The organism is Wolbachia endosymbiont (group B) of Erebia ligea (assembly GCF_947179575.1).
Classification (GTDB): domain Bacteria; phylum Pseudomonadota; class Alphaproteobacteria; order Rickettsiales; family Anaplasmataceae; genus Wolbachia; species Wolbachia pipientis_C.
Genome location: NZ_CAMXBW010000002.1, coordinates 226,972 through 249,815 on the forward strand (window position 1 = coordinate 226,972; position 22,844 = coordinate 249,815).

Genomic DNA, 22,844 nt, shown 5'->3' on the forward strand with positions numbered 1-22,844 from the left:
ATAAATTAATAGATGTGGGTGCTTGATGGTAGAGAGTATAGAAAAACAAGATAAAAAGCTCGATACAAATAATGCTGAAGAGAGTTTTTATGAATATAGAAAGTCTAGCTATCGTACACAATGGGAAATGGCATTTGAACAAAGCCAATACTTAGAACAAAATAAAGATAATCCTAGAGGGAAGTTGCTAAATTTTAATATAGAAGCAACTCATTACAATAAGAGAATAGTTTGATAAAAGTACCCGTTCAGGGAAGTGGTTCAAGAAATGATAGGCAGGGAATTGTATAGTTCTCTTTGTTTTCATGTTAAGTATAATGAAATTATCCTTTCAAGTTCCTAGCTCTGATTACGTAAAATATGAGCTTTTACAGTAAACGATATAATGACTAATTTGCTGTTCAGCGTGATAGTGAAATACTTTCTGGTTTACTTAAAAAATTTCACATCATTCTTTCAGATTTTAAAATATTTTTCGCAACTTGAGAAGCTCCAATTGCTTCAGATAGGTAGCTTCAAGTAATACCTTATACGTTTTGCAACTTTCTTACACTTCTGTTAAAACATCTATTTCACTTTTTAATAAAGCTTTTTTTAGTACAAATAATTCAGTGGATCGTTTTTTAAGTAACAGCCCAGAATTTTAACTTCAATAGTCCAGCTATGTTTCAAAGTACCTGTCAGCGACTATTACGATTGCAACATACACTGTCTTTTAAATCTTCTTTCCCTTTAAAACTTGCAGTATTGCTTCAGCACTAACCAAGTTTACCTTTATTATAACACGTTGATGCGCAAAACCTCAGTTTTCTTATTCGATTTGCTCATACACCTTTTTACATTTTGAAGGAACTCTATATTCACTATTTGATACGCTTTCAATTCACATTAAAAACATCACTTATAATTCTTACGTTTTGAATTTTTATAGAATCCACTGAGTGCTACAATTATCACCTAACTCTTGGACCAAATGTATCTGCTTCTTGGTAGTTTGCTACTTCTTCTTTCTCCTCATCTCCAACAACTTAATTAATATTCAATTATATAAAGTTTGATTTTCGGAAGATCAATTGTTTGATGATTTGTTAAATGTTGCTATCTCTCCTCCTCATTTGCAAATAGGTGAGAAATTCTACTTTTTAAATTTTCTACTTTTATTTTAAAGTTTTCACAGAGTTCTAAAAGATCAGTTATATTACCTCACAGCTACTCTATGTTTACCTTGTTTCATCGCTCTACTGAACAGATATAAATAAAAAGAAATTTTTATAAACTTGGCAACGACCTACTTTCCCTTTTTAAGTATCATCGGCGCTAAAAAGTTTCACTTCCGAGTTCGAAATGAGATCGGGTGGTTCATTTTTGCTATAGCCACCAAGTCAACAAAAATTTCTGACTTAACAAATTTTAATTTAATATTTAACACTGCATATGCACATATAGAAAGCAAATAAATCAATCAGGCTATTAGTACCAGTTAGCTTCACATGTTACCATGCTTCTACACCTAGCCTATCAACGTGGTAGTCTCCCACGGCCTTAATTGGGAAATTTTTTTGAAGAGGGTTTCTTGCTTATATGCTTTCAGCAATTATCCCATCTATACATAGCTACCCAGCGATGCTATTGGCATAACAGCTGGTACACCAGAGGTATATACATCTCGGTCCTCTCGTACTAGAGTCAGATCTTCTCAAATTTCCTTCACCCACGGCAGATAGAAACCGAACTGTCTCACGACGTTCTAAACCCAACTCACGTAACACTTTAATCGGCGAACAGCCGAACCCTTGGGACCTTCTCCAGCCCCAGGATGTGATGAGTCGACATCGAGGTACCAAACGGTGTCGTCGATATGAACTCTCGAACACCATCAGCCTGTTATCCCCGGCGTACCTTTTATCCGTTGAGCGATAACCCTTCCATACAGAATTACCGGATCACTATGACCGACTTTCGTCTCTGCTTGGTTTGTCAACCTCGCAGTCAGGCAAGCTTATGCCATTATACTATCAAGCTGATTTCCGACCAGCTCTAGCTTACCTTCGCACGCCTCCGTTACTTTTTAGGAGGCGACCGCCCCAGTCAAACTACCCACCATACAATGTCCTAGTTCCAGATAATGAAACATAGTTAGATATCAAAAGTGTAAAGGGTGGTATCTCAAGGTTGACTCCATTATAGCTAGCGCCATAACTTCAAAGTCTCCCACCTATCCTGCACATCACACTTTTAATAGCAATGTAAAGCTATAGTAAAGGTGCACGGGGTCTCTTCGTCTAACCGCGGGTACCCCGCATCTGCACGGGGAATTCAATTTCGCTGAAGTGATGTTGGAGACAGTGGAGAAATCGTTACGCCATTCGTGCGGGTCGGAACTTACCCGACAAGGAATTTCGCTACCTTAGGACCGTCAGTGTTACGGCCGCCGTTTACTGGGGCTTCAATTCAGAGCTTGCACCCCTCCTATTAACCTTCCAGCACCGGGCAGGCGTCAGACCCTATACTTCCACTTACGTGTTTGCAGAGTCCTGTGTTTTTAGTAAACAGTCGCTACTCCCTATTTTGTGCCACCTACTCATAGTTGCCTAAAAGCAGGTTACCCTTCTTCCGAAGTTACAGGTATAATTTGCCGAGTTCCTTCAACATCATTCTTTCAACACCTTAGTATACTCTACTCATCCACCAGTGTCGGTTTACGGTACGGCCTCATAAATATAAGTGCTATTTCCTGGAGCTTCTTTTAAGCATAGATCAATCCAATAAGACCTATACAAATACAAAACCCGTCACACTTAAGAGGTTTAGGAATATTAACCTAATTGCCATCGACTACTCCTTTACGGACTCGCCTTAGGAACCGACTAACCCTACGCAGATTAACTTAACGTAGGAACCCTTAGATTTTTGGTGAGAGTGTTTTTCACACTCTTTTACGCTACTTATGTCAGCATTCTCACTTCCGATATCTCCAGCAGTTTTCACAAACCACCTTCACAGACTTACGGAACGCTCCGCTACCGCGCCTATTAATCGAAATCAATAAGCACCCACATCTTCGGTATACAGCTTTAGCCCCGGTACATTTTCGGCGCAGAAAAACTTATTTAGACAAGTGAGCTGTTACGCTTTCTTTAAAGGATGGCTGCTTCCAAGCCAACCTCCTAGCTGTAATGGTTTTTCTACTTCCTTTCCCACTTAGCTGTAATTTTGGGACCTTAGATAGTGATCTGGGCTGTTTCCCTTTCCACCACGGACTTAGCACCCATAGTGTGTCTGCTGTATAATTAACTATTGGTATTCGGAGTTTGGTTAGATTTGGTAAGATGATGAATCCCCCTAGTCTATCCAGTGCTCTACCCCCAACAACATAAATACAACGCTCTACCTAAATAGATTTCGCGGAGAACCAGCTATTTCCAAGTTTGATTGGCCTTTCACCCCTAATCACAACTCATCCAATAATGTTGCAACATTAACTGGTTCGATCCTTCAGTATGTTTTACCATACCTTCAATCTGGTCATGACTAGATCACTTGGTTTCGGGTCTAATCCATAAAACTAAACGCCCTATTCAGACTTGCTTTCGCTACGCCTACACCTAACGGCTTAAGCTTGCTTCATAGATTAACTCGCTGACCCATTATGCAAAAGGTACGCTGTCACTCTAAATATCAATAAATTGATATAGAGCTCCAACTGTTTGTAAGCACTTGATTTCAGGTTCTATTTCACTCCCCTCCCGGGGTTCTTTTCACCTTTCCCTCACGGTACTTGTTCACTATCGGTCGTTAAGGAGTATTTAGGCTTGGAGGATGGTCCCCCCATATTCAAACAGGATTTCACGTGCCCCGCTCTACTCAAGGATTTAAAAACTTTCTATTTATACAGGACTATCACCTTCTATGGTTACCATTTCCAGAGTATTCTAATTCTTATTTTTAAATCACTAGCCTTTTCCGCTTTCGCTCGTCACTACTAACAGAATCTCGGTTGATTTCTTTTCCTTTGGCTACTTAGATATTTCAGTTCACCAAGTTTGCTTTATATACTTAGTATATAATAACTAGCTAAGCTAGTTGGGTTTCCCCATTCGGAAATCTGCGGATCAAAATTTGTTGACAATTTCCCACAGCTTATCGCAGCCTGCCACGTCCTTCATCGCCTCTTAACGCCAAGGCATCCATCAAGTGCTCTTAATAATTTATTTATCTGACTATATGTAGAATATGCAGAGTTAAATATTAACTTACAATTGAATTGAGATTAAATAATCTCTACCATAAAACTTTTCAAACATCTAAAAACTAATCTTTTATATGTTACAATCTGATAAATCATATGTCAACGCCTTTTTACACAAAACATTTACCTATTATTATCAACAACAATATACCAGCAATCTTAAACAGTACAATCTGAGAAATATTCGACAAATTGATATGTACAGAAAAATTAATGAAAAAGATATTTTGTAAGATAAAATGTGTTAAAATTAGTTACCTAAAAATGAAAATGAACATTTGGAGTATTTCTAATGTATGAAAAGTAATCTATCTTTTATAAAAAACTTTGCTTTAAATTGTATATCTAAGCTCACTGGCTTATTAAATATTAAAAAAGTAAAAAATTTCATTATGGATAAATACAATACTCTCCATAAAGAAATTGTAGTGTTTCTTGAAAAATCTAAAAACCTGTTAAATACCAACATTGAAATCGGGTTATATCACTTCTATAAAGGTAATATATCAGATGCAAAGTTAAGATTTTGGTTAATTAGCATATTCTACCCCAATTTACCTATAATCTGGTATAATATTGGAAGATGTCATTTTGCAGTAGGAAATACTAATAAAGCTTATAATTATTTAACAAAGACGCTAAAATTAGATAGTAGTCACAAAGAAGCTTCTTACTACTTAAAAAAAATAACAAACACATCAGATATCGTAGAATTGCCTGAAAATCTCATAAAACAATATTTTGATTACACAGGTGAATATTTTGTTGAACATTGGTTGATTGCCAAACAGTACAGAGGACATGAACTAGTACATATGATAATCAAAAAAATCTTTCACAACTCCACTTCTGAACTGAATATACTTGACCTTGGTTGCGGTACTGGAATATGTGGTCACTTCCTAAAAATAAATAATATTAGAAGTCGCATAACAGGAGTTGACATCTCAAATAGAATGCTCAATATTGCAAGAGGATGCCTTATAAAAGGTAAACCTGTTTACGATGAGTTAATACATACAGAAATGAAAGAGTTTCTTAAACAACAGAAGAACCAGAAGTATGATGTAATTATCTTTGCTGAAGTGCTACACTATCTACATGATTTTCTAGCAGAATTGGAACTAGCAAAAGGATTGACAAACAAAAAAGGGGTTATTGTATGTTTAGTAAGAAGAAAGGAAAGTAAAGGTATTGACTTTGTAAACAAGGGAGATTATTTTCGTCACTCAGAAGATTATATTCAGCATGTTGCAAAAGAAACAAATATGCAAATAAGTCAAATGAGTTACTGTAAAATATATGGCAGCCAAGTTGATGGTATCTTGTTTGCATTACAGTATCCACAAAAAAATTTAACAACTTAATCGAGAAATCGCTCAAATAAATGTCTATATTATCATAAAAGGAGCCTTATGAATTACATTGCTATTAACTACGCAAAGGATAGTAAATTAACTGATTTTGGAAAAGCAGTTCTATTGGACAGGTATTTAATAGAAAATGAAAGTTATCAAGATCTCTTTATACGTATTGCCAATTACTACTCTGATAATAAAGAGCATGCACAACGTCTTTATGATTACATGAGCAATTTATGGTTCATGCCTTCAACTCCAATACTTAGTAATGGTGGTACCAAGAGAGGATTGCCTATTTCCTGCTTTCTTAACGAAACTGAAGATAGCTTGCAGGGAATAGTTGATTTATGGAATGAAAATGTTTGGCTCGCTGCACGTGGTGGTGGAATAGGTAGTTATTGGGGAAATTTACGTTCAATTGGTGAAAGTGTCAAAGGTAGCGGTAAAACATCAGGAATTGTGCCATTTATCGTAGTACAAAATGCTCTGACGCTTGCAATCAGCCAAGGATCCTTAAGAAGAGGAAGCTCAGCAGTTTATCTTCCTGTATGGCATCCAGAAATAGAAGAGTTTCTAGATTTACGTAAGCCAACTGGTGGTGACCCAAATCGCAAAGCATTAAATATACATCATGCTGTAATAGTAACAGATAAGTTTATGCAAGCTGTTGAAGATGATCAAGAATGGAATTTAATAAGCCCTCATAACAATAAAGTTATTTCAACAGTAAAAGCACGGGATATATGGATTAAAATATTAACAGCAAGAATTGAAACTGGAGAACCTTATATTATCTTTCTTAATGCAACAAATAACAATAAACCAGAACCTTACAAAAAGCTCAATTTAGATATCAAAATGTCAAACCTATGCAGTGAAATAACTTTAACTACAGGTTACGATCACCTGAACAAGTCACGCACTGCTGTATGTTGTTTATCATCCGTAAATCTTGAATACTACGAAGAATGGAAAGATAATGAGCTTTTCATAGAAGATATAATGCGTTTTCTTGATAATGTATTAGAGGATTTCATAAACCAAGCACCAAATGAAATACAGCGAGCAAAATATTCCGCAATAAGAGAGCGTAGTATCGGTCTTGGCGTGATGGGTTTTCATTCATTTTTACAAAGTAAAATGGTTCCTTTTGAATCAGTAACAGCCCAACAATGGAATAAAAAAGTATTTAAGCATTTGCGCGAGCAAGCAGATGTAGTTTCTAAAAAATTAGCAGAAGAAAAAGGGCCATGTCTTGACGCTAAAGAAATCGATCTAATGGAAAGGTTCACACATAAGCTCGCTATTGCTCCAACTGCCTCAATTTCGATTATCGCAGGCAACACTTCCCCTGGAATAGAGCCATATGCAGCAAACGTATTTATACAGAAGACATTGACAGGTTCATTTGTAGTACGAAATAAATTCTTGCAAAAACTACTAGCAGAAAAAAATCAAGACAATGATGAAACATGGTCCTCAATTTCAACAAATGAGGGTTCTGTTCAGCATTTAGATTTTCTTAGCAAGCATGAAAAACTGACATTTAAAACAGCATACGAACTTGATCAACAATGGATCATAGAACATGCAAGTGATAGAACTTCTTATATTTGTCAATCTCAATCAGTAAATCTGTTCTTACCTGCCAATGTGCATAAACGTTACTTACATAAAATACATATGCTTGCTTGGAAAAAAGGATTAAAGAGCTTATACTACTGCAGGTCACAATCAATGCAGAGAGCTGACAAGATTTCTCATGATATATTCAAAAAAAGCGAAATACTGCAGCAAAAAACAGATATTAATTATGATGAATGCCTATCATGTCAGTAGACTGTACATACCTTACTGTCACAAAAATACAATTGTACAAAAGTTATGTTTTCAAGGCAATTCAGTTGTCGTCCAGTATTCTCTTTCCCGTCATTCAAGTAATCCTCACCAACATCCAAACACTCCTCCTCTTGTCATCCCAGTGTCGAGCACTGGGATCCAGGTATAAAAGTGCTTGCAGACCATACAATTGGCAGGGGATTTTAGGAATATATGTCAAAAACAACGTCTATGATAAAATAGCCTGGATTCCAGTGTCAGCTACTCGAATGACACCTTGCCTTACAGAACGTTCTTACAGTTCTATATCACACTACAACTTATTTGTTTATTCTTGGTTTTAAAGGAAATCTAATAGATGCTATATAGAAATCCAGATGAATTTCTAAAGTCTATTCCAAGAGATAAACGTATAATGTGCCTTGATATGGGAGAAAAACGAATAGGCGTAGCATTTAGTGATAAAACACAGCTTATAGCTACAGCTCATAGTATATATTATAGAAGAAATATGAGCAAAGATTTAGGTTATCTACATAGAGTACTTAAAGAAAATGAAGCTGGATCAATGGTAATAGGACTACCATTCAAAATAGATGACCAAGAGACTGAATGGTGTAAAGCAATAATCCAGTTTGCAAATAAAATAATAAAAAAATGTAAAGTACACATATACCTACAAGACGAAAGTCTATCAACATCTCTTGCAACTCACGCACTAAAAATTACTGGAATATCAATCACAAAATCAAAAAAAATAGATGATAAAATTGCTGCATGTATTATTCTGCAACGAACGTTAGATAAGATAAATACCATCAAATAGTTTTTTTAACTGAATTCATGTAAAACTATTCAATAAAACAAGAACTTCTCGTATAAGCATGACAAATTGCTGTAGCAAGAGCATCAGCAGTATGATGACATTTTATATTTAAGTTTTTAACTATTTGCTTCACCATAAATATAATCTGATCCTTATCAGCATGACCATTTCCGGTAATGCTCTTTTTTATATAGTTTGCATCATATTCATTCATGGGTAAATCCGTCATTTGTAATATTAAAATTGCAATTGCTCTTGCATATCCCAAAGTTAGTGAAGATTTTGGATTTTTATTAACAAAAATTTTTTCTACAGCAGCTTCATCTGGAGAGTATAAAGAAATTACTTTCTTTAATTCTTCAAAAATTATATGTAGACGCTCACCTATACCCGACTTACTATCAGTTGATATGGTGCCACCATCCAAAAATTTAATATTATTTTTTTCTTCCAGGCTGATAATAGTCCAACCAGTCTTACTCATCCCTGGATCTAGGCCTATTATTTTAATCACTTAATAAAGGCTTAACCAATAAACAAACACAAATAAAAATATCCAGACTACATCAACAAAGTGCCAATACCAAGAGGCAAATTCAAAGCATAAATGATCTTGAGGTGTAATTTGATCTCTTCGAGCTCTAAACAAACACACTGACAAAAATATTATACCTATTATAACATGCATACAATGAAAACCAGTAATCATGTAAAAGTTGGATGTATAGATAAGTTTCTCTCCTGCTTCTTGTAGAGAAAAACTTGCTTCATAATACTCAATTGCTTGCACTATTATAAAGAAAATTCCAAGCAATATAGTTATAGATAACATTTTAATCATGTTTTTTTTATCATTTTCAAGTAAAAAATGATGTGCTGAGGTAATTGTTGTACCAGAAAGTAATAATATTAGTGTATTCATAAATGGTAACGACCACGGATCAGGTGGTAAAATCCCTTCAGGGGGCCATTCAATTTTTTTTGTAGGAGAAAACGCTTCAAACAAAAAAATCGGATCAAGCCAGGCTTTAAAGAATGAACAAAAGAACGCTATAAAAAACACAACTTCCGAGAGGATAAATAAGTACATTGCAAGCTTGAGTCCATGTTTTACAATGGCAGTATGGCATTTATCATAAATTGCTTCTCTTATTACATCTCTCCACCAATAAAACAGCACCCCTGATACCGCAGAGATTCCCAAAACTAAACCAAATATTCCAGAAATTTGTTTATGGAGTGTACCAACTAATCCAAGTGCAAGAACAAGAATTGCTGCTGATATAGCAATTGGCCAGGGACTTGGATCTACTAAATGAAAATCATGTTCTTTACTTTTCATATCATCTTCAAAAATACGTACCAAGCATACAAATTAGCTTAAAATTGTCAATATTTCTTAAAATCTTGATCAAATTTTGAAAAATTATATGCACTATTCCAAAAGCCTAACTCAAATTGTGCAGTTATTTTAAATAATTCGAGCATTCTGGTTCTTTCACTTTCCCTTACTTTATTACAATACTCGTCAACAATATCTTCCAAAGCAACACATCCAGATTCCATCAAGCTACTGCTAAAAAAATCAAACCAATTCTTATACCTATTATTTTTTTTAATTTTATTTCTCATATTATCAACAACAATTTTATATATGAAATGGCAAGAGTAAAGAACTGTTACAGCTTCATAAACATCGCTATATGAAGTAGACAAAAGAAAGTTAGTAAAATTGAAACACTCAAGCGACTTTTCTCCACGATTTATGGAGTATACAGTAAAGTAGTGGTCGTATAACACTCTCATAATCTCTATTCCTCCTTTAGCCACCCCAATCAATGGAACAATGTTATTACAACTCTCCATTTTTGATGCAATCATTAAAACAGTACGAACATAATCAGCTAAAAAGAATGCATCTTGTTGTATATAAAATTTGAAGTTTTCTATGTTTAAAGTATTATTCACTAATTCAACATTGAAAGGATGCTCAATAATATCCTTTAAAAGATTTGACCCATAATAGCTCTTAATTATACCACTGAACATCAGATAAACTAGAATATAATTTAGTGTTAATACTACAGACTATGCTAGAGAATATATCTCATCCCAAAACAATATTTCTAGCTCTAGACCTCTCTTAAAAAACTCACGCATCTTTTTCCTCTCACAATCACCAGCCTTTGCATATAGATTATTTGCAACGTCAGTAACTTGATTAATCGTAGCATTCATTACTGTGTTATTATAGATATCAATCCACCCTTGATATCTGTGATCTTCAACTTTTTTAGGCATAACCTCTCCTACCATATGATTTATAATAATTTGGTATATATTAAAACAAGGACAAGACGCTGCTAAAGCTTCAGCAACAGAATTATGATATGCAGCACGCATAAAAAAGTCAGTGAAAGCAGAACAAGATTCTGATTTTTTATGATTATCGGATAAATCACAAGTCTCAAAATATTCAGTATACTGCTTTCGAACCTCAAATGTTCCCCTTGCTACATTAACCAAACTGCTCATTATTTCAATGTCATCAACTTTAGATGCAATAATCAATAAAGCACGAGTACAGTCCACTAAATATAAAAAATCCTGCTGAAGATAAATTTTGAACTTTTCATAATCTAGCGTATTGTTTATCAATTCAACATTGAAAGGATGTTCTTTTATTTCTTCAATAAGATCAGATGATTCTTTTATAGCAATATCATAAAATTCTTCTTTTGGTTTGTCGGACATCTTGTAAGCCTCATAAATACTCAAACTAGTATAGTTACTAAAAAGTTACTTACAATTTATAATAAGTTATTATATCAGTATCAAGCTAGAAATAAAAGAGTTTAATAGTTTAAAGACATTCTCTCTTTTCTTCTTCTATATTAAATTCTTTACAAAAATCAGTAGATAAGTCCACACCTTCCCAAGAAAATCCACCATCACTTTCCGATTCTTTACCAAAATGCCCATAGCAGGCTGTACGTTTATATATAGGACGATTAAGTGATAAATGTCTTATTATGCCTTTAGTTGATAAATCTATGTTACCTTCAATAAACCCTTTAATCCTCTCTTCATCTATTGTATTCGTGCCAAATGTATCAATGTAAAATGAAGTAGGTTTTGAGACACCAATTGCATAAGAAAGCTGCACAAGACAACGTTCAGCTAAACCTGCAAAGACAATATTTTTAGCAAGGTATCTCGCCATATAAGCTACGGATCTATCAACTTTTGTTGCATCTTTTCCAGAAAACGCTCCTCCACCGTGTGGAATATAGCCTCCATAAGTATCAACCATAATTTTTCGTCCGGTTAATCCACAATCACCAACTGGTCCACCAATAACAAATCTACCTGTTGGATTGACTAAGAGATTTTCTTTAGGGCACATCCACCCTTCAGGTAAAGATGAAGCTATGTAAGGATAAATTATTTCCTTCACTTTCGATTGACTCAGATCCTCAAGATGCTGTATTGAAACAACAATACTTTCAGCACGCACTGGAAGGTTATTCTCATACGCCAAAGTGATTTGCGATTTTGCATCCGGACCAAGCTTTACCTCTTTGACCATACTCATGATATTTCTCAGAATCGAGTGTGCATAAAAAATGGGTGCCGGCATGAGGCTTTCTGTCTCTATTGTTGCATAGCCATACATTATGCCCTGATCCCCAGCACCTTGATCCACACCTATTGCAATGTCATTTGATTGTTCATGTAGCAATATATTTACTTTCACTGTTTCCCAGTGGAAACCATCATGCTCATAACCAATATCTTTTATTGTATTCCGTACAATACTTTCAATCTTGCTATTTTCAATGTTCGGCCCAAATACTTCCCCAGCTATAATAACATTATCTTTAGTAACTAAAGTCTCTATTGCAGTACGAGAGGAAGAGTCATTAAAAAGGTATTCGTCAAGTATTGCATCTGAAATCTGGTCTGCTACTTTATCTGGATGACCGGCTGCTACTGATTCACTGGTTACTGAATTCTTATGTAAAACCATCGTTTAGTTACACAATATCAAAACTATTGCAAATTTAAATGGTGGGTCTGGGAAGAGTTGAACCTCCGACCTCACGCTTATCAGGCGTGCGCTCTAACCACCTGAGCTACAGACCCGTATCTATTCAAGCCAAGGCTTGCATATCATCTGTAGGCACAACATCAATAAACGTCTTTTTATTTGCTGATTTTCTAAAACTCACCCAGCCTTTCGTTTTAGCAAAAATCGTATGATCTTTACCCATACCAACATTCTTTCCAGGATGAAATTTTGTACCTCTTTGACGTACAATTATGTTACCTGGAATAACCTCACCATTCTTCTTTATCCCGAGCCGACGCCCTGCCGAATCTCTACCATTACAGGAACTACCACCTGATTTTTTAGTTGCCATATCTTACCTCTTACTTTTGAAGACTAATTTCATTGATACGAAGAACAGTAATATACTGCCTATGACCATTTTTCCTACGGTAATTTTTTCTTCTCTTTTTCTTAAAGATTATAATTTTTTTATCTCTACACTGCTCCAGTACTTCAGCTTTAACAACAGCATTAGATGAACAAGATAAGCCATTACTTGAAACACAAATCACTTTATTGATTTCCACTTCCTCTTTTTCTTCAGCTTGTAATCTTTCTACTTTAATTATGCTGCCTTTTTTTACTAAATACTGCTTTCCACCAGTTTCGATTACTGCAAACATGACAAATATCAATTATTGTTATTAACACTAATCGTAAATGATGTTACACATACTGTCAATATAAATAAAAACATGAAATACTTCTACCTTTATCTGCTTTTCCTTGGAGAGTAGTCAAGTTTTAAAACTTGACTACTCTCAAATTCTCTTAGTATCATGAAAACTTTACGACGTTAATAAAAACTCAAGCTTTCACTAAAAACATTCAATCGGAGCTTATAAATTAAAACTCATTCCAAGTTCAAACCCATGAGAAAAATTACTGAACTTGTGAAGTTTATAGCCAGCGAAAACATTCGTTCTCTCAGAAAGTGGAAGATTAATACCAGCACCTATCTGGTAGGAAAAAAACTTTTTTACGTCTGGCTGTTGACCTTGCTGTGCTGGTTGAGATACTTTAGCTCCACCTCCTACACCAAAAGTAACATAAGGGGTAATATCCGTACTTTCAAATTGATGATGATAATGAAGCTTTGCCATAAGTCCCGCGTCTAAAATCCCTTCACTCATAACAAGTTTAACTGCAGGACCAAATGAAATTTTAATGCTATCTGTACAGTGATAGCCAAGATCATAATTAATACCAAGCATGCCATACGACGAAGAGGTGTAGGTTCTATCTTTAACCCAATCAACTCCAAAAGACGGTGCTGACAAAGAACAGCAAGCCAACAAAGTAAGTAACTTTTTCATTTTTATCCTCCAAAACGCTAACTATGGATTAGAAGAGAAGAAGAAAAGAAGGTAAACTCCAGTATTTTAGAGATAATAGGAGGTTACCCAGTGAATAAGAATGTAACAGAATTATTCTGTTTTGTAGATGATTATTGTAAAATAATAGACAAAAATTTTGCAGGTAGATTATTATCCAATGGTAAAAAACCTACAAGAGTGCCAGAAATAACGCATTCCGAAATTATAACAATAATTCTGTTATATCAGCAATCTAGATATGAAAACTTTAAATCATTTTACATATGTTACTTACAGTTGCTGCATAAGTCAGACTTTTCCAGACTACCTTCTTATGATAGATTTATTGCGCTAAAACCTCGAGTTTTATGGTATTTAGCAATGTTGCTACAGTGGTTATGTGAGCAGGCAAAAAATACAGGTATTTCCTACATTGATTCAACTCCTATCACGGTCTGTCATGCAAAAAGAATATCTAAAAATAAAGTTTTTACTGGAATTGCAAAATTAAGCAAAAGCACTTATGGCTGGTTTTTTGGTTTTAAATTACATGTAGTAATCAATGAAATAGGCGAAATTCAAGGTGTTACGCTAACCAGAGGTAACATTGACGATAGAAAGCCAGTTTTAGATCTGACTAAAAAACTAACGGGTTTATTATTTGGAGATAAAGGTTATATCCAAAAAGGTCTATTTCTACAATTACTTGATAGAAATTTAAAGCTTGTTACCAAGATAAAAAAAGGGATGAAAAACGCATTAATCTCTCTAAATGAGAAGATTTTTTTAAGGAAAAGATCTATTATTGAAACAGTTTTTGGTTACCTAAAAAATAGATTAGAAATTGAGCACACTCGCCACCGATCTCCTTTTAACTTTCTGGTTCATATTTTTTCTACACTCATTTCATACTCTTTACAACGTAAAAAACCTTCCATTTCCAATTCTTTTTTTGTTCGCTAATCCATAGTTAGCGTTCCAAAGATTAATATATGCATATACAAGCATATAAATATTAAAAATAGTATAAATTGCAAGTAAAAAATTGGAATTATTTTATTTTTTTTGTTATTTGTCTTTCTCTTGCAATTGCAAATTGGCATATCTTTCACTATCTGCTGCAATCATCATTTGAGTCTACATCACTTACTTTCGCTTCAATATAATTTCCCACTAGCCTTTACTAAAAATATTCAATCAGAGTTTACAAATTAAAGCTCATTCCTAGCTCAATTCCATGGAAAATTTTATGAAACCTTTGCAATTTGTAGCCAGCAAAAACACTTGTTCTTTCAGAAAGTGGAAGATTAATACCAGAACCTATTTGATAAGAAAAAAATTCATCATTGACTACAGCTTTGAAAGCCTCTCCAAGTAAAGCACTTATGTTTTCACCTATACTATCAGCTCTACCTACATTAGGTTTAGCCTTCATTGTACGAACTATAACAGCACCAACACCAGCAGTAATATAAGGAGTAATACCCGTATTTTCAAATTTATGATGATAATGAAGCTTTGCCATAAGCCCCACCACTGCTCCAAATTCTTCATCAAGAGTAGGTTTGATTAGAGAATTAATAATAGGTTTGATTACATAGCCAACTGAAATTTTAACACTATCTGTATAGTGAAACCCAACGTCATAATTAACACCAAGCCGGCTATATGATAAAGAAGTATAAATTCTATCTTTAATCCAATCAACTCCAAAAGACGGTACTGACAGGAAACAACAGACCACCAAAATCAGCAACTTTTTCATTTTTAACATGTATATTGATATACATGTATACTAATACATATATTAAAAATAACATAATTCGCGTAATAAAAATTAGAGTTATTTTATTTTCTTAGTTATTTGCCTTTCTCTTGCAATTGCAAGACTTTTCTCTGGCACATCCTCTACTATAACGCTACCTGCTGCAATGACAGAGTCATCATGCACATTAAGCGGTGCAATTAATGAACTATTGGCACCAATAAAACAATTGCTTCCAATATTTGTTTTATGTTTCTTTTTCCCATCATAATTACAAATAACGGTACCTGCACCTATGTTACTCCCCTGCCCTACCTGAGTATTTCCTATATAACTTAAATGCTTTATCTTAGTATTTATACCTATATCACTTGCTTTTGTTTCAACAAAATTACCTATGATTGCACCATCACCTATTGTTGTATTTTCACATTTGGCAAATGGACCAACCCTAACACCAGATCCTATTTTTACTCCAGGACCAAAAAAAACGTATGGGTAAACAATCGAATCCATACCAATTTGCGTATCAAGAGAGAAGAAAACAGTTTCTGGAGCAACAAGCGTTACTCCAGAGTTAGTGAAAAACTTTCTTTTTTCTTCTTGAAAGTAAAACTCGGCCGTTGCAAGGTCATTCCTATTATTTATGCCAGTTGCCTCCTCCTCATCAGCAATAACATAGCCAACATTTAAATTACTCTTTACTGCAATGGCAACTATATCAGTCAGGTAATATTCGCGAGCTTGATTATTACACTCTATTTTCTCCACTAATTCATGTAAATCTTTTGTATATGCAACCATTATTCCAGCATTAGCAAGAAATTCCTCATCATTATTTCTACCATTTTGTACTTCTACTATTTCTCTTAGGGAACCGTTCTCAATAATTAGTCTACCGTATCCTTTATTATCAGTTTTAAACCCAAGACAAACTAAAGCATTGCTCTCTCCTAAGCAGCTTATCATTTTAGTTATTGTGCTGCTTTTTATCAGCGGAGTATCTCCATACTGCACAACAACTATGTCTGATAATTCTTTCAGGTTTCTCATTGCAATTTTGACTGCATCCCCTGTGCCGAGCGTTGACTCTTGTGTAATTAATTTTATATCCTCAAAGCATTCCAGCCTTTGAGTTAAAGGCAAATCGACTACAACAGCTATTTTTTCAGGATTTAGCTGCTTTGCATTGTAAATGACGTGCTCAAGCATGGAGAAATTACCTATTTTGTGCAGAACCTTAGGCAAGCTTGAATTCATTCGTTTACCATGCCCAGCAGCAAGTACAACAAATGTATAAGATTTATTTGTCACTTATCTTAAAGACGAAAAATGAAAACCATAATGGTTGAGCCAACTAACTCTATTGTCGTAAAAGCTCCTTAGATCACTAATTTGATATTTCAGCATTGCTAGCCTTTCTATACCAATCCCAAATGCAAAGCCACTGTATTTAGTATGTTCTATTCCAACATTTTTAAAGACATTTGGATGCACCATACCACATCCAAGTACTTCAATCCATTTACTACCTTTATAACTTATGTCCACTTCTGCAGAAGGCTCAGTAAAAGGAAAAAAACTATTACGAAAGCGTATTTTTAGACCTTTATCTCCGAAAAATTTACTAAGGAAGCGATGAATAGTAAATTTTAATTGGCCCATATTGACATTTTCATTAACATAAAGCCCTTCTATCTGATGAAACATAGGAGTGTGAGTTGCATCAAAGTCATTTCTGTATACCCTGCCTGCAGCCACTATTTTAATTGGAAAAGTTTTTGTCTTTTCCATAGTTCTAATCTGCACAGATGAGGTATGAGTGCGCAGCACCATTCTTTTATCGTTTATTTTATTCTTTAAGTAGAAGGTATCTTGCTCCTCTCGCGCAGGATGATGACTTGGAGTATTTAGCGCATCAAACACGTGAAATTCATCTTCAATATCAGGACCATCAACTGCTTTGAAGCCCATATGTGCAAAAATGAGCTTTACTTCATTTATAACTTTGCTCAGTGGATGAATCTTGCCAATTCTTTCTGGTCTGACAGGCAGTGTGATATCAACTGCTTCATTTTGCAGTTTTAACTTAACTTCTTTATCTTTTAGTTCATTTTCTTTGCTTGTTATAAGCTGGTCTATCTTATTGCGTAAAACATTAATCACTGCACCTAGGTCGCGTTTTTCTCCTGCATCATCTATATTCTTTAAGTCATCGAAATAAGCTTTTACTACACCCTTTCTCCCCAAGTATGACAACCTAACTTTTTCTAAATCCTGCAAAGAAGCAGCATTTTCAATTTCAGAAACTGCCTTATCTTCAAGTAAAGGTATTTCACTTATTAGCTCTTTATTCACCTTAAAAACGCTAGCTTAAACTTTCATTATAGTGCAATCTTTAATATCATCAATAAAACTATTTGGATAAAAAGGTGTCATCCCAGTACTCTCCTTCTTGTCATTCCAGTGCGTGACACTGGAATCCAGGAATTTTATTAGGTTGGTAAGCATAAAAGTAGCCGTTTTATGTTAAAATACAACGTTTTGATGATCATGAAAAAACTGGATGCCAGTGTCTGGGCACTGGCATGACATCATCTTTTTTATCAGATACATATGAAATCAGCGCTTTCTTTCTTGTCATCCCAGTGCTCTCCTTCTTGTCATCCCAGTGCTTGACACTGGGATCCATAACAGGTAGTAAGAAGTGCTGGAATAACATGTCTATAGGACTCCTAACTAATCCAGAATATTAAAAAATTTACCAGGCGAAAAAAAAGGCAAAAGAATCCCCCAGTAGTGAGTTTTGACCCTATAATAATGTAAATTGGCATTGTAATAATGTGCTAACGCTTATTTAAAGCGCATTTTGGCTGAATGTAGCAAAAATAAAAAAGACATGCAGCCGCTATAATTTTATGTAATCTGCCAATATATACCTGAGTTTTTTACTGAATTTTGTTGTTAAATCTGCAGAGATTAAAAACAAGGGTAAATACTCTTATTGTCATGATAAGGAGACTGATGAGGTTTGTAAAGTAACTTTTTCTGCTTATTGAACCCAACGCGCCGCTGTTATGCAAGGGTGCTTTTACTATTAACTTATTGACTAATTATATTTTTTATTTTACTTTATATTAAAAAATTTACTCATGCATAGTAGTAACATAGAAACTAAGAAAAAATACGAAATCGAGGATTTACCTAAGTTTTTTAAGTATAGATCTAAAGAAATAAGTAAAGTATTTTCTAATGAAGTGCTGGAGATTAGCACGATTCGCTCAAGAAGTGTTACAAGTGATACACAAGAGTTTTCATTTAAGATCAAACTTCTGACAGAGGTAAACCCTAATACAATATTACCTCAAATAAAACATTTAATTGACTTTTTTAAAACCAGCCTTTCTCGGAAAAAAAATTTTATAGTCAACATACAAGTATCAAAAGAAAGCAGTGAATTATATAATAACTACTGTAAAACTCATAGTGATAAAACTGTAGAAGAATTCATAAGTAATGCTCCGCCTCAAATCCTCCTGCAGGGCATAACGATAACACTACAAACAAACGTTAAAAACATTAATCTCGATAACTTGCAACAAATCGAGATATTCTTAGATGAGCAGCTAAAACATTTAGAAAAAGCTAAAAATGAGAATACCACAAGAAATTTAGTCCCTCAAGAAACAGAGCGGGATATAGGTCAAATTAGGTCACACACAGATTATTTTAAGGCTAATAGAAAAAAGAAATCCGAAAAGCAGGCTAAAGAATCACTGAGAGAAGAAAAACAATCAACCATAAAACAAGCTCAACTTGATGCTAGAGTAGCTATGATAGATAATTTGGCTGAGCACAAGGGGAAAAAACTCGATGAAATATTCGTAGAAGTAGTAAGTGAATATAAAAATCAAGATTCAGATACATTTTACAATATTTTCAACTCAATATTTAATATTGTTTATTTTCAAGATAAACAATTACATGAGATATTAGAACCAGATGAGATATCAGAAGCATTAGAAATGCTGAAGATACCACAAACAGCCGGCAAATCTTCTTTTCCAAAAGAGTATTTACACAAGCAAGTATATAGAAAAAAAGAGCAGTTGATTAAATTAGTTTCAGGCCAACCTTCTCCACAGCCTAAAAATGTTTCTCATGAAATTTTACCAAGCAAAGCTGTAGACCATTTACCAAAAACAAATGAAGCTAAAACTCGATTGCCTACTAATATTAGTCTTAAATCACCATTAAAAGCTATGTTTTCTTCGAAAGAGACTTATTTTTGTCTATTTTTAGTAGCAGCTTCTATATCAGCACTCTGCCTATGGCACTTGCCGCTGGGAAAAGTGTCAATTTTAAAGGAATTGGTGCCAACAGAAAAAAGGGAAAGTATCGGTCTAACATTAAACATAGGGTTACCAATATTAATTACACTGTGCGTTTTGAACCTGGCTTACTTTCTATATTCTGAATATTCTGTAGAATCTATTGAGCAGATAAGTAAAAAAGATCTTCCTTTGCGCACCTAACAAATAAGATCTTTTGTGATATAATTATTTATTTTATTGCATGTTTAAAGGAATTATCAAAGATATTGGCACTATAACTGATATCACTATCCACCCTAACTCTGATCAAATCTTCCATATTGAGACACAAAATTTATCCTCTATAAACAAAGGAGATTCAATATCCTGCTCCGGAGTGTGTTTAACTGTTGTCAACATAATGAGCAATGTATTCACAGTTCAAGTATCTCAAGAAACTATGAAAGTTTCTAACTTAAATATGTGGAAAACAGGAAAAAAAATAAACCTAGAGCAAGCAATGAAACTGAGTGACAAAATTGACGGCCACTTGGTTCAGGGTCATGTGGATGACACAGCAGAAATTTTAACAATCAATCAAAATTTAGAATCTCATGAAATCAGACTATCATGCCCACAAGAATTAATTAAATTTATTGCAAAAAAAGGTTCTGTAACGCTAGATGGAGTTTCCCTTACAGTAAATTCAGTTGTCGATCAAGAATTCACTGTGAATATAATTCCCTATACATGGAAAAACACAACTTTTCAGCATAATAAAACAGGTAATTACCTAAATTTAGAAGTTGATGTGATTGCCCGGTACTTAGACCAGCTGATAAAATATCAACACAATTAATTTTACAACTTTGTTATTTACAACTATTATATCTTGAAAATCATATAGATACAAAATATGTTTTTCGATAGCCTAATTATCTTTATTATTGTCTTGTGTGTAATAATATCGATAACTAGAGGTTTTATAAAAGAGCTATGTGCATTAATGTTCTTGCTCTTATCAGTCTTTTTGACAGCTAATTACTATGATTTTTTTATTATAAATTATAGTAAGTATTTTGACTCTAAAGTTACACAAAACATACTTTCTACAATCTCTGTATTTATAATACTTAATCTTACATTCATGACAATGAATAACTGGCTAATGTACATATTATCACCTATAAGGTTGGGATTAATGGATAGAGTTACTGGAATCTTTGTCGGAGCACTTAGAGGAATATTGCTTTCTTATGTACTATTTTTCGCTGTGCACTTATATTGCCACACAGTATACGTTAAACAAGAGGGAGAGTCTAAAGTAGAAGCAGAAGACATATTGCCCAATTGGATAATAAATTCACACTCTTATCAGGCTTTATTTGTGACAACAGAAGAGGTAATTAACATGTATGTGCCAGAATCATTGATACTAAAAATAAAAGAGATCGGTGAGGAAATGGTTGATCAAGAAAAACCTCAAAACAATAAAGAAAAGTGAGTGTTGATTTTCTATAGCTAAACTAGCGTAGACAGCTATTATCCACAGCAATTCGCCATAGGTTACCAATTCCTATGACTAATCAAACAAAACTGCAAACATTGACGAATAAGTAAACCATCAAAAAAAATTTAAATGTATAATTTTAGTTCATCAATGTAATAAAACAAAACTTTTTTAGTGAGTTCAAAATCTTCTAAGGTATTTCCTTCACATCTTGCTGTAATGCAGTTTTGCGTATTTGATACTCTAAGAAGCCACCAACCTTTATTATCGGTTACCTTAATACCATCAAGCTCTGAAAATACAATATTTTTCTGCTTTAGTGTCTCCTTTACTGACTCAATTATTTGAAATTTTTTCTCATCCTTCACTACAATTTTCACTTCATGAGTGATATATAACTTTGGCAAATCTTCAATCATCTCAGATAGGCTGTGGTTTTTCTTAAGTAAAATGTTAATGACTTTAACAGCAGAATATAGTCCATCATCGAAACCCAGCTCAGAAAAGAAAAAATGCCCACTGAGTTCACCGGCAAATTTTGCCCCTTCTTCTACCATCTTTTTCTTAACTAGTGAGTGTCCAGTGGCACAGGTAATTACTTGCCCCCCTAATTTGCTAACGAAATCATGCACTTTCATACTCATTTTTACGTTGGCAATAACTTTGCTTTTTGGGTGTTCTGCCAATACTTCACGTGCAAAAATCATAAACAAGTGATCATTGGAAACAACATTACCTTTATTATCAATCAAGCGTACCCTATCACCATCACCATCAAGTGCAATACCAAGATCACATTTATCTTTCTTGACAATATCTATTAACTGAGCAAGATTTTTCTCTTCTATGGGATCTGGGTCGTGCAGTGGAAACGTTCCATCGATAGAATTATTGGTTATGATGTGTATATGACTTGGTAAAACTTTTTCAATATACCTTACAATTGTTGGACTATTGCCAAAATCCCAGGCTATTTTTAGTTTTTGTGTAGCGTTATTCTTGAGCGCATCTTTTAATATGTTAACGTACTCACTATATATATTCGTGTTAATTAAGCTTCCAATTTTCGTGCTGTTTTTAATTGTACTGCCTATAATTTCCTTCATTTCTCGATCTGAGTAAACTTTTTTACTACTGAAAAATTTAAAGCCGTTATATTCTCTGGGATTATGAGAAGCAGTGATCATAATCCCAAGATCTGCCTGCATTGTTGCAGCGTAGAGCATAGGTGAAGAACAGAGCCCAACTCGTATAACATTTGCGCCGGATAAAATTAAGCCTCTGATTAATTCTTTTTCTATGCTTGGTGAATCTATCCTGCTGTCATAGCCTACACAAACGTTAGCTGCAGTTTGACCGAATTTTCTACCTATTTCATACCCATCACTGATTTGCAGATCTCTGCCTACCACACCTCTAATATCGTATTTTCTTATAATAGTATTGTCCATAGTGCACTTCTTGGAGTGGTTAATATATAACATTCCCGCCAAATACTCAAGTTTATTTAACTATAAGATTAGTTGATTTTTTAAGAAAATATGCTAATAT

At 34.2% G+C, this 22,844-nt stretch carries 20 protein-coding genes, 1 tRNA gene, 2 rRNA genes and 1 pseudogene; 8 read left to right on the forward strand and 16 right to left on the reverse strand.

Annotated features, from left to right (window positions below):
- Nucleotides 1–25 precede the first annotated feature (25 nt).
- Nucleotides 26–235: a hypothetical protein gene (locus tag OM962_RS01565; RefSeq protein ID WP_006012150.1), complete on the forward strand. Its 210-nt coding sequence runs from the start codon at nucleotides 26–28 to the stop codon at nucleotides 233–235.
- Nucleotides 236–352: 117 nt separating this feature from the next.
- On the opposite strand, the pseudogene OM962_RS01570 reads toward OM962_RS01565, so the two are convergent.
- The 3 genes and pseudogenes from OM962_RS01570 to OM962_RS01580 all read right to left on the reverse strand — a co-directional run.
- Nucleotides 353–1,083, reverse strand: a pseudogene (locus OM962_RS01570) (IS66 family transposase); the annotation flags it as partial.
- A 192-nt stretch (nucleotides 1,084–1,275) separates the two neighbouring features.
- A 5S ribosomal RNA gene (gene rrf / locus OM962_RS01575) occupies nucleotides 1,276–1,382 on the reverse strand.
- 67 nt (nucleotides 1,383–1,449) lie between these two features.
- Nucleotides 1,450–4,214, reverse strand: a 23S ribosomal RNA gene (locus OM962_RS01580).
- A 331-nt stretch (nucleotides 4,215–4,545) separates the two neighbouring features.
- Here OM962_RS01580 and OM962_RS01585 point away from each other — a divergent pair.
- From OM962_RS01585 to ruvX, 3 genes are all read left to right on the forward strand, one after another.
- A complete protein-coding gene (locus OM962_RS01585) occupies nucleotides 4,546–5,616 on the forward strand; it encodes a methyltransferase domain-containing protein (RefSeq protein WP_264330587.1) in 1,071 nt (356 codons plus the stop codon).
- A 48-nt stretch (nucleotides 5,617–5,664) separates the two neighbouring features.
- Nucleotides 5,665–7,449 carry a ribonucleoside-diphosphate reductase subunit alpha gene (locus OM962_RS01590; protein ID WP_006012160.1) on the forward strand — a complete coding sequence of 595 codons (1,785 nt, stop codon included), beginning with the start codon at nucleotides 5,665–5,667 and terminating at the stop codon, nucleotides 7,447–7,449.
- A 358-nt stretch (nucleotides 7,450–7,807) separates the two neighbouring features.
- Nucleotides 7,808–8,275: a Holliday junction resolvase RuvX gene (gene ruvX / locus OM962_RS01595; protein ID WP_264330588.1), complete on the forward strand. Its 468-nt coding sequence runs from the start codon at nucleotides 7,808–7,810 to the stop codon at nucleotides 8,273–8,275.
- Between the two features lie 25 nt (nucleotides 8,276–8,300).
- Here the strand turns inward: ruvX and ruvC are convergent, their stop codons facing one another.
- From ruvC to OM962_RS01640, 9 genes are all read right to left on the reverse strand, one after another.
- Nucleotides 8,301–8,789, reverse strand: coding sequence for a crossover junction endodeoxyribonuclease RuvC (gene ruvC, locus OM962_RS01600; RefSeq protein ID WP_006012163.1), 489 nt, complete (start codon nucleotides 8,787–8,789; stop codon nucleotides 8,301–8,303).
- Nucleotides 8,790–9,617, reverse strand: coding sequence for a cytochrome c oxidase subunit 3 (locus OM962_RS01605; RefSeq protein ID WP_006012165.1), 828 nt, complete (start codon nucleotides 9,615–9,617; stop codon nucleotides 8,790–8,792).
- Between the two features lie 47 nt (nucleotides 9,618–9,664).
- Nucleotides 9,665–10,324 (reverse strand): TenA family protein, encoded by a 660-nt coding sequence (locus OM962_RS01610; protein ID WP_264330589.1) that lies wholly within the window; start codon nucleotides 10,322–10,324, stop codon nucleotides 9,665–9,667.
- A 39-nt stretch (nucleotides 10,325–10,363) separates the two neighbouring features.
- Nucleotides 10,364–11,029 carry a TenA family protein gene (locus OM962_RS01615; protein ID WP_264330590.1) on the reverse strand — a complete coding sequence of 222 codons (666 nt, stop codon included), beginning with the start codon at nucleotides 11,027–11,029 and terminating at the stop codon, nucleotides 10,364–10,366.
- A 109-nt stretch (nucleotides 11,030–11,138) separates the two neighbouring features.
- The gene (gene metK / locus OM962_RS01620; RefSeq protein WP_264330591.1) at nucleotides 11,139–12,305 is read right to left on the reverse strand and encodes a methionine adenosyltransferase; all 1,167 of its coding nucleotides are present in this window, start codon (nucleotides 12,303–12,305) and stop codon (nucleotides 11,139–11,141) included.
- Between the two features lie 39 nt (nucleotides 12,306–12,344).
- Nucleotides 12,345–12,421, reverse strand: a tRNA-Ile gene (locus OM962_RS01625).
- Between the two features lie 8 nt (nucleotides 12,422–12,429).
- Complete coding sequence (rpmA, locus tag OM962_RS01630; protein WP_006012184.1) at nucleotides 12,430–12,699, reverse strand: 50S ribosomal protein L27; 270 nt, start codon at nucleotides 12,697–12,699, stop codon at nucleotides 12,430–12,432.
- Nucleotides 12,700–12,709: 10 nt separating this feature from the next.
- Complete coding sequence (gene rplU / locus OM962_RS01635) at nucleotides 12,710–13,012, reverse strand: 50S ribosomal protein L21 (protein WP_015588327.1); 303 nt, start codon at nucleotides 13,010–13,012, stop codon at nucleotides 12,710–12,712.
- Nucleotides 13,013–13,228: 216 nt separating this feature from the next.
- Nucleotides 13,229–13,705, reverse strand: coding sequence for an outer membrane protein (locus OM962_RS01640; RefSeq protein WP_264330592.1), 477 nt, complete (start codon nucleotides 13,703–13,705; stop codon nucleotides 13,229–13,231).
- A gap of 90 nt (nucleotides 13,706–13,795) precedes the next feature.
- On the opposite strand from OM962_RS01640, the gene OM962_RS01645 reads away from it, so the two are divergent.
- On the forward strand, nucleotides 13,796–14,668 hold the full coding sequence (locus tag OM962_RS01645) for an IS982 family transposase (RefSeq protein WP_264330502.1): 873 nt from the start codon (nucleotides 13,796–13,798) through the stop codon (nucleotides 14,666–14,668).
- Between the two features lie 241 nt (nucleotides 14,669–14,909).
- On the opposite strand, the gene OM962_RS01650 is transcribed toward OM962_RS01645, so the two are convergent.
- The 3 genes from OM962_RS01650 to pheS all read right to left on the reverse strand — a co-directional run bounded on the left by OM962_RS01650 (nucleotide 14,910) and on the right by pheS (nucleotide 17,828).
- Nucleotides 14,910–15,470, reverse strand: a complete 561-nt coding sequence (locus tag OM962_RS01650; RefSeq protein WP_264330593.1) for a P44/Msp2 family outer membrane protein — start codon at nucleotides 15,468–15,470, stop codon at nucleotides 14,910–14,912.
- Between the two features lie 78 nt (nucleotides 15,471–15,548).
- The gene (locus tag OM962_RS01655; RefSeq protein ID WP_264330594.1) at nucleotides 15,549–16,784 is read right to left on the reverse strand and encodes an NTP transferase domain-containing protein; all 1,236 of its coding nucleotides are present in this window, start codon (nucleotides 16,782–16,784) and stop codon (nucleotides 15,549–15,551) included.
- The gene (pheS, locus tag OM962_RS01660) at nucleotides 16,785–17,828 is read right to left on the reverse strand and encodes a phenylalanine--tRNA ligase subunit alpha (RefSeq protein WP_264330595.1); all 1,044 of its coding nucleotides are present in this window, start codon (nucleotides 17,826–17,828) and stop codon (nucleotides 16,785–16,787) included.
- Nucleotides 17,829–18,622: 794 nt separating this feature from the next.
- Here pheS and OM962_RS01665 point away from each other — a divergent pair.
- Genes OM962_RS01665 through OM962_RS01675 form a run of 3 tightly spaced genes read left to right on the forward strand, consistent with a single transcriptional unit; the run spans nucleotide 18,623 to nucleotide 21,287 of the window.
- Nucleotides 18,623–20,005 (forward strand): hypothetical protein, encoded by a 1,383-nt coding sequence (locus tag OM962_RS01665; RefSeq protein WP_264330596.1) that lies wholly within the window; start codon nucleotides 18,623–18,625, stop codon nucleotides 20,003–20,005.
- Nucleotides 20,006–20,045: 40 nt separating this feature from the next.
- Nucleotides 20,046–20,642, forward strand: coding sequence for a riboflavin synthase (locus OM962_RS01670; protein WP_264330597.1), 597 nt, complete (start codon nucleotides 20,046–20,048; stop codon nucleotides 20,640–20,642).
- 57 nt (nucleotides 20,643–20,699) lie between these two features.
- The gene (locus OM962_RS01675) at nucleotides 20,700–21,287 is read left to right on the forward strand and encodes a CvpA family protein (protein ID WP_264330598.1); all 588 of its coding nucleotides are present in this window, start codon (nucleotides 20,700–20,702) and stop codon (nucleotides 21,285–21,287) included.
- A gap of 131 nt (nucleotides 21,288–21,418) precedes the next feature.
- Here OM962_RS01675 and OM962_RS01680 read toward each other — a convergent pair whose 3' ends face one another.
- Complete coding sequence (locus OM962_RS01680) at nucleotides 21,419–22,744, reverse strand: phosphomannomutase/phosphoglucomutase (RefSeq protein WP_264330599.1); 1,326 nt, start codon at nucleotides 22,742–22,744, stop codon at nucleotides 21,419–21,421.
- Nucleotides 22,745–22,844 lie beyond the last annotated feature (100 nt).